The organism is Bradyrhizobium sp. B124, from assembly GCF_038967635.1.
Taxonomy (GTDB): Bacteria; Pseudomonadota; Alphaproteobacteria; order Rhizobiales; family Xanthobacteraceae; genus Bradyrhizobium.
Genome location: NZ_CP152413.1, coordinates 324,710 through 340,829, shown reverse-complemented (window position 1 = coordinate 340,829; position 16,120 = coordinate 324,710). Strand labels below are relative to the sequence as shown.

Here is a 16,120-nt window from a genome sequence, read left to right as displayed (position 1 = left end):
CTACTTCGCCGGCTCGAGGATCGAGACGTAATTGGCGACCGCAGCGCCGCCCATGTTGAAGATGCCGCCGATCTGCGGGTTCTTGAGCTGCATGCCCTCGGGCGCCTGCCCGGCGAGCTGCATTGCGCTCATCACGTGCATGGAAACGCCGGTGGCGCCGATTGGATGGCCCTTGGCCTTGAGGCCGCCGGACGGATTGACCGGCAGCTTGCCATCCTTCTGGGTCCAGCCTTCCATGATCGCGCGCGCCCCCTGCCCCTTCGGCGTCAGGCCCATCGCTTCATATTCGATCAGCTCGGCGACCGTGAAGCAGTCGTGGGTCTCGACGAAGGAGAGATCGGAGAGCTGCAGTCCAGCCTTCTGCAGCGCGCGCTGCCAGGCAACAGTGCAGCCTTCGAACTGCAGGATGTCGCGCTTGGACATCGGCAGGAAATCCTGCGCATGGGCAGTGGCCCGGATGTTCACCGCCTTGCCCATGGTCTTGGCGGTCTCGGCATCGGTCAGCACCAGCGCGGCGGCGCCGTCCGACACCAGCGAGCAATCGGTGCGCTTCAAGGGACCGGCGACGAACGGGTTCTTGTCGCTCTCGGCGCGGCAGAACTCGAAGCCGAAATCCTTGCGCATCTGAGCGTAGGGGTTGGCGACGCCGTTCTTGTGGTTCTTGGCGGCGATCATCGCCAGCGCATCCGACTGGTCGCCGTATTTCTGGAAATAAGCCTGCGCGATCTTGCCGAACACGCCGGCGAAGCCGCCGACCGTGTCGCCGTCCTCAGGCAGATACGACGCCTTCAGGAGGTTCTTGCCGATCTCCGGGCCCGGCGTCTTCGTCATCTGCTCGACGCCGACGACCAGCACGATCTTCGCAGCGCCCGCCTCGATGGCACGAATGCCCTGGTGCACGGCGGCCGATCCGGTGGCGCAGGCGTTCTCGACGCGGGTGGTCGGCTTGAAGCGCAGCGCCGGATTGGCCTGCAGCACCAGTGACGCCGTAAAATCCTGCGGCGAGAAGCCGGCGTTGAAATGGCCGAGCATGATCTCGTCGACGTCGGATGCGGCAATGCCGGCATCGGCGAGCGCCTCGTTGGCGACCTTGACGACGAGGCCCTCGACGGTCTCCGCGTCAAACTTTCCGAATGGCGTGTGCGCCCAACCCACAATGCTGGCTGCTGTCATGGCCGTATCTCCCTGTTCCTGTTCGGGAGTTATGTAGCGTATCTCGAGAGCGTTTTCGAGCGAAGTGGATACCGGTTCGTGTAAAGAAAACGCGTCAAAACCAGAATCTAGAACCCCGTTCCTATCGGAACGGAGTTCTAGCCGGCTTTCAGCGTTTTCATCGCCTTCGCGCACATGGCGGTTATGCCCGCCCAGTTGCTGGCGCGGATATCGGCCGCCGGGCACAGCCAGGAACCACCGACCGCCAGCACATTGGGCTCGGCGAGCCAGATCGCCGCATTCGCCTCACCGATACCGCCGGTCGGGCAGACCCTGACGTTGGGGAATGGACCGGCCAACGCGCGCAGTGCCTTGATACCGCCAGCCTGCTCCGCGGGGAAGAATTTGACGACGTCGAAGCCGTGCGCCAGTGCCTGCATCAACTCCGACGCGGTTGCGATCCCCGGCGCGAAAGGCAGCCCGCTGGCAGCGACCGCCTTCAACAATTCGGGCGTCGCGCCCGGGCTGATGCCGAATTTGGCGCCGAGCGCCTCGGCGCGCGCCAGATCGTCGGCATTGAGGATCGTGCCGATCCCGACCACCGCATCGGGCACCTCGGCGATGATGGCCTTGGCAGCATCGACCGCAACCGCCGTACGCAGCGTCACCTCGAGCGTCCGCACGCCGCCCGCGACCAGCGCCTTGGCGAGCGGGACCGCGTCGGCCAGCCGCTCGATGGTCAGCACCGGGATCACGGTGGCCTGGCGGATCAGCTCGGCGATCCGGTCCTGCTTCGATGTCGTTGTCATTGCGAGGCCTTGCGGGATGGTGGGGGACGAGGCGCCTTCTTCGGCGGCATGGCATAGCGCGGAATGATCGCACCGGGATAGCACACCACGACCCCGGCCAGACGATGGCCGGCGCGTGCCGCCTCCCCGGGCTCGGCGCCGCCGAGCCGCGCGGCGAGATAGGCCGCGGCAAAACTGTCGCCGGCCGCCGTGGTATCGACCACCGGCTTCGGCAGCGGCTCCGCTCTCACCTCGCGCGTTCCCCCGGCCGAACGCACGATGCAGGCGGGCTCGGCGAGCTTCAGCACGACCTCGGGGCTCGAGATGCCGGCGAGCAACGCCGTGTTGCTCTCGCCGGGATAAAGCGGCGCCAGATCTTCCGTCGAGGCAAGCACAATATCGGCGGTCTCGAATGCGCTGCTGAAGACCTTCCGTGCAAGAGCCAGGTCCGGCCAGCCGCGGGCGCGGAAATTGGTGTCGAACGCAAAGCGCGTGCCCAGCAGCCGCGCGCGCTTGAGCGCCGCCATCAGCCGCTCGCGTCCGTCCTCGCGCAGGATCGAGAGCGTGATCGCCGAGAGATAGACGATGTCGTAGGTCGCAAGCGAGTTGAGGATGTCGTCCGTCTCGGGCAAATCCATCAGCTCGCGCGCCGCGGCGCTCTCGCGCCAGTGGAAGAAGCACCGCTCGCCTTTGTCGTCGGTCTGGATCAGATAGAGCCCCGGCAGCTTGCCTGCCAATCGCGCGACATGCTTGGTGCCGATGCCTTCGCTCGCCCAGCCCGCGATCATCTCATCGCTCAGCGCATCATCGCCGAGCGCCGTGATGTAATCGATGTGGACGCCGAGCCGGGACAGATAGACGGCGGTGTTGAGCGTGTCGCCGCCATAGGAGCGCGAATACAGGCCTCCGGGCTGACCGCCCGGAGCCTGGCGCAGCTCGATCATGCATTCGCCGATGCTGGCGACCCTGGTCATACCAAGACCCGCGTGCCTGAGCGGAGCTAGGCGGCGAACTTGCCGCCCAGCTCGTCCTCGATGTGGATGCGGATGATGTCGTCGAACGTCTTTTCGGCCGTCGTGAAGCCGAGTTTCAGCGCGCGGTCGGTGACGAAATCGCGCGGCCAGCCCGAGACGATGCCGATGATGGTCGGATCTGGCACCCGCTTGATCCGCGCGGTGACGTTCTTGCCGGCAACGCGCTCCAGCGACGCGATCTGCTCGCCGACGCTGACGGACATCCCGGGCATGCTGAGATTGCGCCGCGGCCCGATCGCGTTGAGATCCATCGTGCCGGCATGGACCAGGAAGCCGACCGCCGATTTCGGCGAGGCGTGCCAGTGCCGCACGTCCTCGGACACCGGCAGCACCGCCTCCTCGCCCGCCAGCGGCTCGCGGATGATGTTGGAGAAGAAACCGGACGCCGCCTTGTTCGGCTTGCCCGGCCGCACGCAGATCGTCGGCAGGCGGATCGATATCCCGTCGAGCAGGCCCTTGCGGGTGTAATCGTTGATCAGCAGCTCGCAGATCGACTTCTGCGTGCCGTAGCTCGTCAGCGGCGTATGGAAGAACTCGTCGCCGATCTTCTCGGGGAACGGCGCGCCGAACACCGCGATCGAGGAGGTGAACACCAGCCGCGGCTTGTAGCCGCCACCCACGGCGCGGATCGCGTCGATCAGGTAGCGGGTGCCGTCGAGATTGATCCGGTAGCCCTTGTCGAACTCGGCCTCCGCCTCGCCCGAGACGATTGCGGCGAGATGGAAGATCACGTCCGGGCGCTCGGCGATCAGGGGCGCCGCGGCGCCGGCATCGGCAAAATCGGATGCGACGACATTGACCGGGACCGAGGCGTTGGCGGGCTTGGCCGGCGCGACCACGTCCTGCAAGGTCATCCTGCTGATGTCCTGCTTGCCGAGACGGCCCTCGCGCAGCAAACGCTCGGTCAGCTTGCGGCCGACCATGCCGGCGGCGCCCAGAATCAGAATGTGCACGACCCTGCTCCTTTTCTTCTCTTGTTCGAATTCAGCTGCGGGCCTTGCGCGCTTATTCCTTCACGGCACCCGTCATCGCCGAGACATAATGCTCAACGAAGAAGGCGTAAAGAATAACCAGCGGCAGCGAGCCGCATAGCGCCCCTGCCATCAGGGAACCCCAGCGATAGATGTCACCGTCAACGAATTCGTTGACGATGGCGACCGGCACGGTCTTGTTCGGGGTCGATTGCAGGAACGTCAGCGCGTAGATGAACTCGTTCCAGCACAGCGTGAAGCAGAAGATGAAGGCCGAGATCAGGCCGGGAATGGCAAGCGGCAGCACGATCTTGATCAGGATCTGCCAGCGACTGGCGCCGTCGATCAGCGCGCACTCCTCGAGCTCGAACGGGATGGTCTTGAAATAGCCCATCAGAAGCCAGGTCGAGAACGGGATCAGGATCGTCGGATAGGTCAGGATCAGCGCCATCGGCGAGTCGAACAGGCCGTACTGGAACACGACGGTGGCGAGCGGAATGAACAGGATCGACGGCGGCACCAGATAGGCCAGGAAGATCAGGCCGCCGACGACGTTGGCGCCCTTGTAGCGCAGCCGCACGATCGCGTAGGCCGCGAGCACGCTCGCGATGATCGACAGCACGGTGGCACCGATCGCCACATACATCGTGTTCCAGAGCCAGTGCGGGTAGTAGCTCTCGAACAGCAGCTTGTGGATGTGCTTGAAGGTCGGATTCCAGGTCCAGAATGGATTGTACTTGTCGAGGTCGAGCAGCTGGTCGTCCGGCTTGATCGCGGTCAGCCCCATCCAATAGAACGGGAACAGCAGGATGATGACGATGATCGACAGCGGAATGTAGAGCGTCACGATCCGCCGCGGCACCGACTGCAAATAGCTCATGCCCTCGCTGTTGTCGACGCGCGCCGGCGTCGACAGGATGGACTTGAGATCGACCTTGGGCGCAGGAAGGTCAGTCATTGCTTTCTCCCTGCTGCCACTTCCTGCGCTGCAAGCCGAACCAGGACACCATGATCGCGGCGAGCAGGAACGGGATCATGGCGCTCGAGATCGCAGCCCCCTCGCCCAATTGTCCGGCGATGATCGCGCGCTGGTAGGACAGCGTCGCCATCAGATGGGTGGCGTTGACCGGGCCGCCGCGGGTCATCGCCCAGATCAGCTGGAAATCGGTGAAGGTGAACAGCACCGAGAACGTCATCACGACCGCGATGATCGGCGTCAGCAAGGGATAGGTGATGAAGCGGAACATCTGCCAGCGCGAGGCGCCGTCGAGCGTCGCCGCCTCGTAGAGCGAAGGCTGCACGGTCTGCAGGCCTGCCAGCAGCGTGATCGCGACGAACGGCACGCCACGCCAGATATTGGCGAAGATCACGCAGATGCGGGCCCAGGTGGTGTCGCCGAGGAAATTGATGTTCTGGGTGATCAGGCCAAGATGCTTCAGCGACCAGGAGATGATCGAGAACTGCGAATCGAAGATCCACCAGAACGCCAACGCCGACAGCACGGTCGGCACGATGAAGGGGATCAGCACCGCGGCGCGCAGCAGCGCCTTGAACGGCATGCGCTCGTTGAGCAGCAGCGCGAGATAGAGCCCGACCGCGAATTTCACCGCGCTCGCGACGGAGGTGTAGAGCAGCGTGTTGAACACCGACAGCCAGAAGATGGAATCGTCCCACAGCCACTCATAGTTCTCGGTGCCGATGAAATGACCGACGCGGCCGATGCGGGTGTCGGTGAAGGACAGCCAGATCCCGAGGCCCAGCGGATAGGCCAGGAAGAAGATCAGGAACGCCATCGCCGGCACCATGAACCAGAAGCCGAGCCAGTTCTTGTTGTGGCGCAGCTGATCCCAGGCGGTCGCTTCGCGGATTTCAGTCTTCGCACGTCGCGGCGCAAGGGCGATGTCAGCCATAGGCGATGTCCCGATTGCTCAAAGGATTGAGCATGACTACGCAATATTCCAGTGATGGCATTCCAATGACGGCGCGAGCGGCGGTTCTCCGCCGCCCGCGGCCATCACATCAGCGATAGATCCGCTTCAGCTGCCGTTCGGCTTCCGCCATCGCGGTCTTGCCGTCCTTGGCGCCGGTGCAGTAGTTCGCGAACATGTCGACCACGATGAAGTCGGCGATCGCGGTCGCCGCCTTCTCGCCGGGCGTGCCGATGCCGGAGGCCGGCAGCGCGCGCTTCGAGGCCTGGCCGAACACCGCATTCTTCGGGTCGGCGGTCCAGACCGGCGCGGTGTCGTAGGCGTTGAGCGTGTGTGTAAGATACCCCCGCGCGCCCGACAGCCACTTCTCGAAATTCTCCTTCTCCAGCATGAAGGCGATGAACGCCTTCGCCGCATTCGGATATTTGCAGAAGTTGAAGGCGAGGATCGGCACCGCGAGCTGCAGCTCGGTCGGCTTGCCGATCGGGCCGACCGGCCACAGCGCATGGTCGATGTCTTCGGCGAGCTCCTTCTTGCTCGGGTCGTCCTTGGCGGCGACGTAGATCGAGATGCCGTTCGAGGTCAGGTACAGTTCGCCGGACAGGAACGCCTTGTTGTTGGAGGAGTCGTTCCAGGATGCGACACCGGGAATGAAGGTATCCGACAGCGCCTTGGCGTACTCCAGCGCCTTCATCGTCTCCGGCGAGTTGATGATGACCTTGTCGTCCTTGTCGACGGTCCAGCCGTTGAAGCCCCAGAGGATGTTGTGGACCCAGGCATTGGCGTCGCCGGTGGCATGGCCGAGCGCGAAGCCGGCCGGCGTGTTATTCGCCTTCAGTGCCTTGCAGAGTTCGAGATAGGCCGGGAAGTCGGACGGCACCTGCCTGAAGCCGGCCTTCTCGACCGCCGACTTGCGATAGGTCAGATAGCCGCCGATGGTCGCGACGGGAATGCCGAGCCAGTCATCGCCCTGCTTGCAGGTCTTGGCTGCGGCCTCGGTCCAGCCGCCGTACTTCTTGCCGAGATAATCGGCAACGTCGTTCATCTTGAGAACCTTGGTCGGGAACAGCTGCGGCAGCGTGTGCAGGCCCCAGGCGAGGTCGAGACCCGAGCCGGTGTTGGCGGCGACCGAGGCCTTCGGCTGCACGTCCTCGAAGGACTCGCTGAACACGTTCATCTCGGTGCCGGTTGCCGCCTTGAAGGCCGCCACCATGGCATTGAAGGCATCGTCTTCCGCGGGCACGAAGCGCTTCCAGCGCATCACGGTGAGCTTGGCGCCGGGCTCCACCTTCCAGGGCGCGCTCTGCGCCCAGGCCTTGGCGAAGTCAAACAACGCCGGCCCGGTCAGCATCCCGGTTGCGGCCAGCGCGGTGCCGCCCTGAAGTAGCGAGCGGCGAGTAAAATCGTGCATCGTCCTTCCTCCCAAATGACTGTGTTTTTCTTGTTTTTGATCTGGCCTGTTGGTCGGCCATTCGGATCGATCAATCGGTCAGCTATTCAGTCGTTTCCCCGTCGAATCGTCGAACAGATGGACCAGCGCCGGATCCGGCTTGAGCCGAACCTTATCGCCCGGGTTAAACTGATGGCGTTCGCGGAACACGGCGACGACCTGCTCGCCACCGAGCTTGGCAAACACCTGGGTCTCCGAGCCGGTCGGCTCGACCACCACGATCTCGGCTTCGGCGCCGTCATCGGCGATAGTGAAATGCTCGGGCCGCACGCCGTAGACCGCGGGCTTGCCGTCGGAATTGGCCGGCGCCGATTTCAGCGGCAGCTTGACGCCGTTCGGTCCCTCGAAATAGGCGGCACCGTTCACCTTGACCTTGCCCTTGAGGAAATTCATCGCGGGCGAGCCGATGAAACCGGCCACGAACTGGTTCTCCGGCTTGTCGTAGAGCTCGAGCGGCGAGCCCATCTGCTCGACGATGCCGTCATGCATCACCACGATCTTGTCGGCCATGGTCATGGCCTCGATCTGGTCGTGGGTGACGTAGACGGTCGTGGTCTTCAGCCGCTGATGCAATTCCTTGATCTCGGTGCGCATGGCAACGCGCAGCTTGGCGTCGAGGTTCGACAGCGGCTCGTCGAACAGGAACACCTGCGGATCGCGCACGATGGCGCGGCCCATCGCGACACGCTGGCGCTGGCCGCCGGAGAGCTGGCGCGGATAGCGCTCGAGCAGCGGCGTCAGCGCGAGGATTTCCGCCGCGCGTTTGACCCCGCTCGAGATCTCCTCGGGCTTGGCGCCGCGCAGCTTCAGCGAGAAGCCCATATTGTCGGCGACCGTCATGTGCGGGTAGAGCGCGTAGTTCTGGAACACCATCGCAATGTCGCGCTCTTTGGGCTGGACATTGTTGACGACGCGGTCGCCGATCGAGATTGTTCCAGAGGTGATGTTCTCAAGTCCGGCCAGCATGCGCAGCAGGGTCGACTTGCCGCAGCCGGAAGGGCCAACCAGGACGACGAACTCGCCGTCCTCGATCGGGATCGACACGCCGTGCAGGACTTCAAAATTGCCGAACGACTTCCGCACGTCGCGAATCTGGACCGACGACATCCACTTCCCTCCCTCAAGTTCCCGACGGCGTACGACGAGTGCCGCCACCGCTCTGTTTTGTTCCGGCCACGCTGGGTGCGCGGCTCTGTTGGACTTGCGTTATTGTCCGCAGTTTATCCGGTTTTGGCAATCGTTCGATTAGCAATCGCTTGGTAGCGCTGTCAATATCGGTTTGTCTGCGACGAACGTCGTGATATGAGCGGCAAATGGCCCGAAAGCACATCACGCCAGGCAAGATCCGGCTCGCCGAAGTCGCGAAGCTTGCCGGCGTCAGTCCGATTACGGCCTCGCGTTTCTTCAGGAATCCGGATGCACTCTCGGCCGGCAAGCGCGCCCGGGTCGAAAGTGCGGCAAAAGAACTCGGTTACGTGCCCAATCTCGCGGCACGCGCGCTTGCGTCGCAGCGCACCGAGGTGATCGGTGTCCTGATCCCGTCGCTGACCAACAACGTGTTCGCCGACGTGCTGCGCGGCATCTATGACGCGCTCGACGGCAGCCGCTACAGCATTCAGCTCGCCAACACCCGCTACAGCATCCTGCAGGAAGAGCGCCTGCTGCGTCTTTTTCTGGCACAGAAGCCGGCCGGGCTGATCATTACCGGCATCAACCAGACCGCCGATTCCCGCCGCATCATGGAAACGGTCGATTGCCCGATCGTGCAAATCATGGAAGTCGGGCCCTCCCCGATCGACATGATGATCGGATTCTCGCATTTTGACGCGGCAAAAGCCGCAATCGCCCACCTGCTCGCGCAGGGCAACCGGCGGATCGGCTTCCTCGGCGCGCGAATGGATCCGCGGGTGCAGCGGCGGCTTGACGGCTATCGCGCCGCGATGACCGAGGCCGGGCTGTTCGATCCGCAGCTCATTGTCACGACGGCGATTCCAACCTCGGTGACATTGGGTGGGACGCTGTTTGCCGACCTGCTCGCCAAGACGCCCGACATCGACGCGGTGTTCTGCGTCAATGACGACCTGGCGCTCGGCGCGCTGTTCGAATGCAAGCGCCGTCACATGGCGGTGCCGGAGCAGATGGCGATCGTCGGCTTCAACGACCTCGAATTCATGGCATCGAGCGAGCCGACGCTGAGCAGCGTGCGCACCAATCGCTACGAAATGGGCAGAAACGCTGCCATGATGGTGATCGAGACGCTCGAAGGACGCCGGCCCGGCGAGCCCATCGTCGATCTCGGCTTCAGTGTCATGGAACGGCAGAGCTCGGCACGGCGCAGCTGACATCCACCCGACACCAGCCCGTCACAAGGGACGCAAAAGATGACAAAATGATAGCGCAACCAAGCGCCTTGAACTAAGGTCCAATCCATCCAGTGAAACACCTGTGCGTGATCGTCGAGGTTTGTAATGCGCGACGATTTGCGCAAGGTAGAACAGCGTTGAACCAGAGCCCTTGAATGGGCCCATCAAGAGTTTGCATTGCGGGAGAAACCAATGACAAAACCCCACACCAACGGGCATAGCGCCGCAGGCGAGACCAAGACGGGCAAGGGCCGCCGGCTCCGCTCCCAGGAATGGTTCGACAACCCGCACAATCCGGGCATGACCGCGCTCTATCTTGAGCGCTACCTGAACTACGGGCTGACCCGCGAGGAATTGCAGTCGGGCAAGCCGATCATCGGCATCGCCCAGACCGGCAACGACCTGTCGCCCTGCAACCGCCATCACCTCGAACTCGCGCACCGCGTCCGCGAGGGCATCCGCGCCGCCGGCGGCATCGCCATGGAGTTTCCGACCCATCCGATCCAGGAGACCGGCAAGCGCCCGACCGCGGCGCTCGACCGCAATCTCGCCTATCTCGGCCTGGTCGAGATCCTGTTCGGCTATCCGCTCGACGGCGTGGTGCTGACCACCGGCTGCGACAAAACCACCCCGGCCTGCATGATGGCGGCGGCGACCGTCAACCTGCCGGCGATCGTGCTGTCGGGCGGCCCGATGCTGAACGGCTGGCACGAAGGCCAGCGCACCGGCTCCGGCACCGTGGTCTGGAAGGCGCGCGAGCGGCTCGCCGCGGGCGAGATCGACTATGAGCAGTTCATCGAGATCGTGGCCTCTTCGGCGCCGTCGGTCGGCCATTGCAACACCATGGGCACCGCCTCGACGATGAACTCGCTCGCCGAGGCGCTCGGCTTCTCGCTGCCGGGCTGCGCGGCAATCCCGGCGCCCTATCGCGAGCGCGGCCAGATCGCCTACGAGACCGGCAAGCGCATCGTCGACATGGTCTGGGACGACCTGAAGCCGTCGGACTTCCTGACCCGCGAGGCGTTCGAGAACTGCATCGTGGTCAATTCCGCGATCGGCGGCTCGACCAATGCGCCGATCCACATCAATGCGCTGGCGCGCCATGTCGGTGTCGAGCTGTCGATCGACGACTGGCAGAAATACGGCCATGACGTGCCGCTACTGGTGAACATGCAGCCGGCCGGCTTCTATCTCGGCGAGGAATATCACCGCGCCGGCGGCGTGCCGTCGGTGGTACGCGAGCTGATCAAGCACAAGCGCATCCATGAAGGCGCCCTCACCGTCAACGGCCGCACCATGGGCGAGAATTGCAAGGAAGCGCCGGCGCCCGACGGTGACGTGATCTGGGGCTACGACAAGCCGCTGGTGAAGGACGCCGGCTTCCTGGTCTTGCGCGGCAATCTCTTTGATTCCGCGATCATGAAGACCAGCGTGATCTCGAAGGAATTCCGCGACCGCTATCTGTCCAACCCGAGGGACCTCAACGCCTTCGAGGGCCGAGCCATCGTGTTCGAGGGCCCGGAGGACTATCACGCGCGGATCGAGGATCCCGCGCTCGACATCGACGAGCACTGCGTCCTGTTCGTTCGCGGCACCGGCCCGATCGGCTATCCCGGCGGCGCCGAGGTCGTGAACATGCAGCCGCCGGCGGCGCTGATCAAACGCGGCATCCTGTCCCTGCCCTGCATCGGCGATGGCCGGCAGTCCGGCACCTCGGGCTCGCCGTCGATCCTGAACGCCTCACCGGAAGCGGCGGCCGACGGAGGGCTCGCGATCCTCAAGACCGGCGACAAGGTGCGCATCGACCTCAACAAGGGCAGCGCCAACATCATGATCTCGGAGGATGAACTGCGCACCCGCCGCGCAGAGCTGAAGGCCAAGGGCGGCTTCCCGCACCCGGCCAACCAGACGCCGTGGCAGGAGCTCTACCGCCAGACCGTCGGCCAGCACGCGACCGGCGCCTGCCTCGAGCTCGCGACGCGCTACCACGACATCGCCGGCAAGGTCGGCGTGGCGCGGGACAATCACTAGCTCCGCATCGTCATTGCGAGCGCAGCGAAGCAATCCATTTCCCCACAGCGGAAGTATGGATTGCTTCGTCGCTTCGCTCCTCGCAATGACGGCGGCAGCAAATTCAGTTAGAACTTCGAGGAGACTTCCATGTCAGACAGACTGAAGGGAAAGCGCGCCGTCGTCACCGCCGCGGCGGCGGGCATCGGGCGCGCATGCGCGATCGCATTCGCGCGTGAAGGCGCGACCGTAATCGCCACCGACATCAATGAGAGCGGCATCGCCAGCCTCGGCAAGGACGGCGTCGCCGAGACCGCGCGGCTCGACGTGCGCAACACCGCCGAGGTCAACAGCTTCGCCAAGCGCGTCGGCAAGATCGACATCCTGCTCAATGCGGCGGGCTTCGTGCATCACGGCACCATTCTGGAGTGCTCGGACGAGGACTTCGACTTCTCGTTCGACCTCAACGTCAAGTCGATGCACCGGACCATCAAGGCGTTTCTGCCGGCGATGCTGGAAGGCGGCGGCGGCAGCATCGTCAACATTTCGTCCTGCGCGGCATTGCGGCCGCCGGTCAACCGTTATGTCTACAGCGCGTCGAAGGCGGCAGTTTCGCTGCTGACGCGCGCGGTTGCGCTCGACTTCATCACCCAGGGCATCCGCTGCAACGCGATCTGCCCCGGCACCGTTGAGACGCCCTCGATGCTGGAGCGCGCAGCCGCTGCAGGACCGGACGGACGCGAGAAGTTCGTCGCGCGCCAGAAGATGGGCCGGCTCGGCACCGCCGAGGAGATCGCGGCGATGGCAGTCTATCTTGCAAGCGACGAAGCCGCATTCACCACCGGTGTCGACATGGTCGTCGACGGCGGCTTCATGCTCTGACGTTCACGCGATCAAAGGCATCTGGCATGAATAAGATCGATCTCAACGGCCGCTGCGCCGTCGTCACCGGCGGCGCGCAAGGGTTCGGCCGCGCCATCACCGAGCGCTTTGTCGCATCAGGCGCCAGGGTCGCGATCTGGGATTTCGACCAGCCGCTGGCAGAGAAAACCGCCAGGGCGATCGGCGAGAACGTGATCGCGATCAAGACCGACGTCACCGATCCCGCCGCGGTCGACGCCGCGCGCGATCAGACGCTGCGGGCGTTCGGCAAGATCGACATCCTCGTCAACAACGCCGGGATCACCGGAGCCAACAAGCCGGTATGGGAAACCGATCTCGACGACTGGCGCAGGGTGATACGGCTCAATCTCGAGGGGCCGTTCATCTGCTGCAAAGCGATCGTGCCGACCATGATCGGCCAGAAGTACGGCCGCATCGTCAACATCGCCTCGATCGCCGGCAAGGAAGGCAACCCGAACGCCGCGCATTATTCCTCGTCGAAGGCCGGCCTGATCGCGCTCACCAAATCGCTCGGCAAGGAGCTCGCGCAGCACGACATCCTGGTCAATGCGGTGACGCCGGCCGCGGCGAAGACCGCGATCTTCGACCAGATGACGCAAGCGCACATCGACTTCATGCTGTCGAAGATTCCAAAAGCCCGCTTCGTGCAGGTCGAGGAGCTTGCTTCGATGGTGGCCTGGCTGGCGTCGGAAGATTGCGCGTTCTCGACCGGCGCAGTGTTCGACATCTCCGGCGGACGGGCGACGTACTAGAGCGTTTTCGAGCGAAGTGGACGCCGGTTCGCGTGAAGAAAATGCGTCAAAATAAGAAGCTAAAGCTTCGGTTCTGATTCAATCAGAACCGAAGCTGCCGCGCCCCGCTTGGCGGGTTGTCGCAGCGCTGCGACGAGATGATCTGCGAGCAGTGACGCCGCGCGCGCAAGATTCGGCGCGCGGTGCAATCGGATCTCTGCGCGCGGCAGCCGCGGCATGCCGTCGCGCGCGGTCAGGCGCCGCAACGTCGGCGGAAAGGTCCCCGATTTCACGACCGTCACGGCAAGACCCTGCGCCGCGATCGCCTCGACCGCGGACAGGCTGTGGCTGACGAAGGCGAGCCGCCACGGCCGGCTCGCTTCATCCAGCGCCTGCATCGCCCAGCTCCGAAACAGACAGCCCTGCGGATAGAGCGCGACCGGCAGCGGGTCGAGCTCCTCGACACGATGCGTGGCGCTGGCGGCCCACACCGCCTGCTCGGTACGCAGCAATTCGCCCTCGCCGCGTCCTTCGGGGTGCATTGCGATCACGAGGTCATAGGCTTCGCCAAGCCGATCCGTCATCGACGATGTCAGCCCGGTCTCCATCTCGACATGGATCAGTGGATAATTGGCGATGAACTCCTTGAGTAGCGGCGGGACGATCAGCGTCCCGTAATCGTCCATCACGCCAAGGCGCACCCGCCCGTCGATGCCGTGCTCGCGCACCCGGCCGACCGCCTCAGCGTTGAGACTCAGAATACGGCGGGCGTAGCCGAGCAGCCCCTCTCCAGCCGCGCTCAGATCGACACTGGACGTGCTGCGATGAAACAGCTCGGCCTGCAGCCGCTCCTCCAGCCGCTTCACCTGCATGCTGACGGCGGATTGGGTCCGGTTCAGCGCCGCGGCGGCGCGGGTGAAGGAGCGATGGTCCGCCACCGCGACAAAGGCTTGCAGAAGGTCCGGGTCCAGGACGGGCGAACTCATCATAATCCGTGATTTAGTCGATCAAGTTTATTCCATTCACTGAATATCGACCCTTCCCTAGATTGCGCAAGCAAAAAAGAGGGGTCGAAGCGGGATGGGCGAGATCTGGGGGGTGTTGGCCGCGGTGGCGTCGAGCGGGCTCGGGGGAACCTCGATCGGGGCGACTCGGTTTCTGGTCGGTGCCATCGATCCACTGGCGATCGGCGCGTTCCGCTTCGGCATCGGCGTCCTGCTGCTGCTGCCGCTGGCGTTGCTGCAGCGTGGAAGCTGGCCGCCGCGGCGCGACTGGCCTGGTGTCACCGGCCTCGGCCTGCTGTTCTTTGCGGCGTTTCCGGTCCTGTTCAATGCATCGCTCATCTTCACGACGGCCGCCCGCGGTGCGCTCGCGCTCTCGACGCTGCCGCTACTGACCATGTTGGTCGGCGCGGCGCTCGGTGCCGAACCGCTCACGGCGCGAAAGACGATAGGCGTGCTGGTCACCATCCTGGGCGTCTCGATGGCGCTGCTCTCCGGCCTCGCCGCGGCCCCGCCAGGCGCCTGGCGCGGCGATCTGCTGATGGTCGCGGCCGCGCTGTGCATGGCGCTCTACAGCATCTGGTCGAAGCCCTATATCCGCCGCTCCGGCCCGATCCCCTTCACCACGCTGGCCATGGCGGCCGGGGCTGCGGTCCTGATAACAGGCTCTCTGCTGCGCGGCAGTTTCGCGCCGGTTGCGGAGTTCGGTGCGCCGCAATGGTTCGGCGCGACCTATCTCGGCGCCTTCGGCGCAGCACTCACCTTCTATCTCTGGGCCTTCGCGCTGGAGCGGACGACGCCGACCCGGGTGGCCATATCAGTCACCGTCAATCCGATCGCCGCCTCGCTGGTCGGCGCAGCCTTACTCGGCGAGCCGCTGAGCTGGAATCTGATGGCCGGCATCGTCACGGTGTTTGCCGGCATCTGGATCGCGACGACCCAGCCGCAACGCGCCCGCGTGGTCGCGCTGGACACACACTGACCCGCGGCCACGCCCCCGCAAAGCCGTCAGCGAATCCGTGCTAGCCTGAGGGTCCGGTCCAAGTGAACCCGAGGCGGCACGCCATTGAACATTTCCCTCTACGACGTCTCCGTCTGGGTGCTGCCGCTGGTGATCGCCATCACGTTCCACGAGGCGGCGCACGGCTTCGTCGCGCACCGGCTCGGCGACGACACCGCCTGGAAGCTCGGCCGCGTCAGTTTTAACCCGCTGAAGCACATCGATCCGTTCGGCACGCTGGTCCTGCCCGCGGTACTGCTGTTCGCGCATTCGCCGTTCCTGTTCGGCTACGCCAAGCCGGTGCCGGTGAACTTCCGCAAGCTCAACCATCCCAAGCTCGACATGGTGTGGGTGGCGCTCGCCGGCCCGGTCACCAACATCATCCTGGCGACCGCGGCGGCGCTGGCATTCCACGCGCTGCCATTGGTTCCCGCAGATGCGGCAAAATGGACCGCGGACAATCTGAAAAACGCCTTCCTGATCAACATCGTGCTCGCAATCTTCAACATGATGCCGATCCCGCCGCTGGACGGCGGCCGGGTCGCGGTCGGGCTGCTGCCGCGGCCGCTGGCGGTCCCGCTCGCCCGGCTGGAGCCCTACGGCATGCTGATCCTGATCGGGCTGTTGATCCTGCTGCCCGTAATCGGCCGGCAGATCGGCCTAAATCTTGATGTTATTTCAACGATACTGCGAACTCTGACCGGCTATGTAATCAACGCCCTTCTCCTCATTACCGGAAACACATAGCCTTGATTTGCGGATGACCCGATCGCAACATCGGAACCCAAT

The 16,120-nt window shown here is 64.3% G+C and carries 15 protein-coding genes; 6 read left to right on the top strand and 9 right to left on the bottom strand.

Going from position 1 to position 16,120, the window contains the following annotated elements:
- The 8 genes from AAFG13_RS01430 to ugpC form a co-directional block, all read right to left on the bottom strand.
- Positions 1 to 1,173, bottom strand: a complete 1,173-nt coding sequence (locus AAFG13_RS01430; RefSeq protein WP_207837387.1) for an acetyl-CoA acetyltransferase — start codon at positions 1,171 to 1,173, stop codon at positions 1 to 3.
- Between the two features lie 137 nt (positions 1,174 to 1,310).
- On the bottom strand, positions 1,311 to 1,961 hold the full coding sequence (gene eda / locus AAFG13_RS01425; RefSeq protein ID WP_342710908.1) for a bifunctional 4-hydroxy-2-oxoglutarate aldolase/2-dehydro-3-deoxy-phosphogluconate aldolase: 651 nt from the start codon (positions 1,959 to 1,961) through the stop codon (positions 1,311 to 1,313).
- Positions 1,958 to 2,914 (bottom strand): sugar kinase, encoded by a 957-nt coding sequence (locus AAFG13_RS01420; protein ID WP_342710907.1) that lies wholly within the window; start codon positions 2,912 to 2,914, stop codon positions 1,958 to 1,960. Before AAFG13_RS01420 ends, eda begins: the two co-directional genes overlap by 4 nt.
- A gap of 26 nt (positions 2,915 to 2,940) precedes the next feature.
- Positions 2,941 to 3,927, bottom strand: coding sequence for a D-erythronate dehydrogenase (gene denD, locus AAFG13_RS01415; RefSeq protein ID WP_342710906.1), 987 nt, complete (start codon positions 3,925 to 3,927; stop codon positions 2,941 to 2,943).
- A 52-nt stretch (positions 3,928 to 3,979) separates the two neighbouring features.
- Entirely contained in the window at positions 3,980 to 4,903 is a 924-nt protein-coding gene (locus AAFG13_RS01410) for a carbohydrate ABC transporter permease (protein ID WP_092113049.1), read from the bottom strand.
- Entirely contained in the window at positions 4,896 to 5,855 is a 960-nt protein-coding gene (locus AAFG13_RS01405) for a sugar ABC transporter permease (RefSeq protein WP_212315055.1), read from the bottom strand. The genes AAFG13_RS01410 and AAFG13_RS01405 overlap by 8 nt, the downstream gene beginning before the upstream one ends.
- 109 nt (positions 5,856 to 5,964) lie before the next feature.
- Entirely contained in the window at positions 5,965 to 7,284 is a 1,320-nt protein-coding gene (locus AAFG13_RS01400; RefSeq protein WP_342710905.1) for an ABC transporter substrate-binding protein, read from the bottom strand.
- 78 nt (positions 7,285 to 7,362) lie between these two features.
- Positions 7,363 to 8,430, bottom strand: a complete 1,068-nt coding sequence (gene ugpC / locus AAFG13_RS01395) for a sn-glycerol-3-phosphate ABC transporter ATP-binding protein UgpC (protein ID WP_092113040.1) — start codon at positions 8,428 to 8,430, stop codon at positions 7,363 to 7,365.
- 206 nt (positions 8,431 to 8,636) lie between these two features.
- Between ugpC and AAFG13_RS01390 the strand changes: the two genes are divergently transcribed.
- The 4 genes from AAFG13_RS01390 to AAFG13_RS01375 all read left to right on the top strand — a co-directional run bounded on the left by AAFG13_RS01390 (position 8,637) and on the right by AAFG13_RS01375 (position 13,351).
- The gene (locus AAFG13_RS01390) at positions 8,637 to 9,665 is read left to right on the top strand and encodes a LacI family DNA-binding transcriptional regulator (RefSeq protein WP_212315058.1); all 1,029 of its coding nucleotides are present in this window, start codon (positions 8,637 to 8,639) and stop codon (positions 9,663 to 9,665) included.
- A 213-nt stretch (positions 9,666 to 9,878) separates the two neighbouring features.
- Positions 9,879 to 11,717, top strand: coding sequence for an IlvD/Edd family dehydratase (locus AAFG13_RS01385; RefSeq protein WP_212315059.1), 1,839 nt, complete (start codon positions 9,879 to 9,881; stop codon positions 11,715 to 11,717).
- Positions 11,718 to 11,846: 129 nt separating this feature from the next.
- Complete coding sequence (locus AAFG13_RS01380) at positions 11,847 to 12,578, top strand: SDR family oxidoreductase (RefSeq protein ID WP_342710904.1); 732 nt, start codon at positions 11,847 to 11,849, stop codon at positions 12,576 to 12,578.
- A gap of 26 nt (positions 12,579 to 12,604) precedes the next feature.
- Complete coding sequence (locus AAFG13_RS01375) at positions 12,605 to 13,351, top strand: SDR family NAD(P)-dependent oxidoreductase (RefSeq protein WP_212315062.1); 747 nt, start codon at positions 12,605 to 12,607, stop codon at positions 13,349 to 13,351.
- Between the two features lie 59 nt (positions 13,352 to 13,410).
- Here the strand turns inward: AAFG13_RS01375 and AAFG13_RS01370 are convergent, their stop codons facing one another.
- A complete protein-coding gene (locus AAFG13_RS01370; RefSeq protein WP_342710903.1) occupies positions 13,411 to 14,316 on the bottom strand; it encodes a LysR substrate-binding domain-containing protein in 906 nt (301 codons plus the stop codon).
- Positions 14,317 to 14,410: 94 nt separating this feature from the next.
- On the opposite strand from AAFG13_RS01370, the gene AAFG13_RS01365 reads away from it, so the two are divergent.
- Positions 14,411 to 15,313 (top strand): DMT family transporter, encoded by a 903-nt coding sequence (locus tag AAFG13_RS01365; RefSeq protein ID WP_342710902.1) that lies wholly within the window; start codon positions 14,411 to 14,413, stop codon positions 15,311 to 15,313.
- Positions 15,314 to 15,397: 84 nt separating this feature from the next.
- A complete protein-coding gene (locus tag AAFG13_RS01360; protein WP_342710901.1) occupies positions 15,398 to 16,078 on the top strand; it encodes a site-2 protease family protein in 681 nt (226 codons plus the stop codon).
- Positions 16,079 to 16,120: the final 42 nt, after the last annotated feature.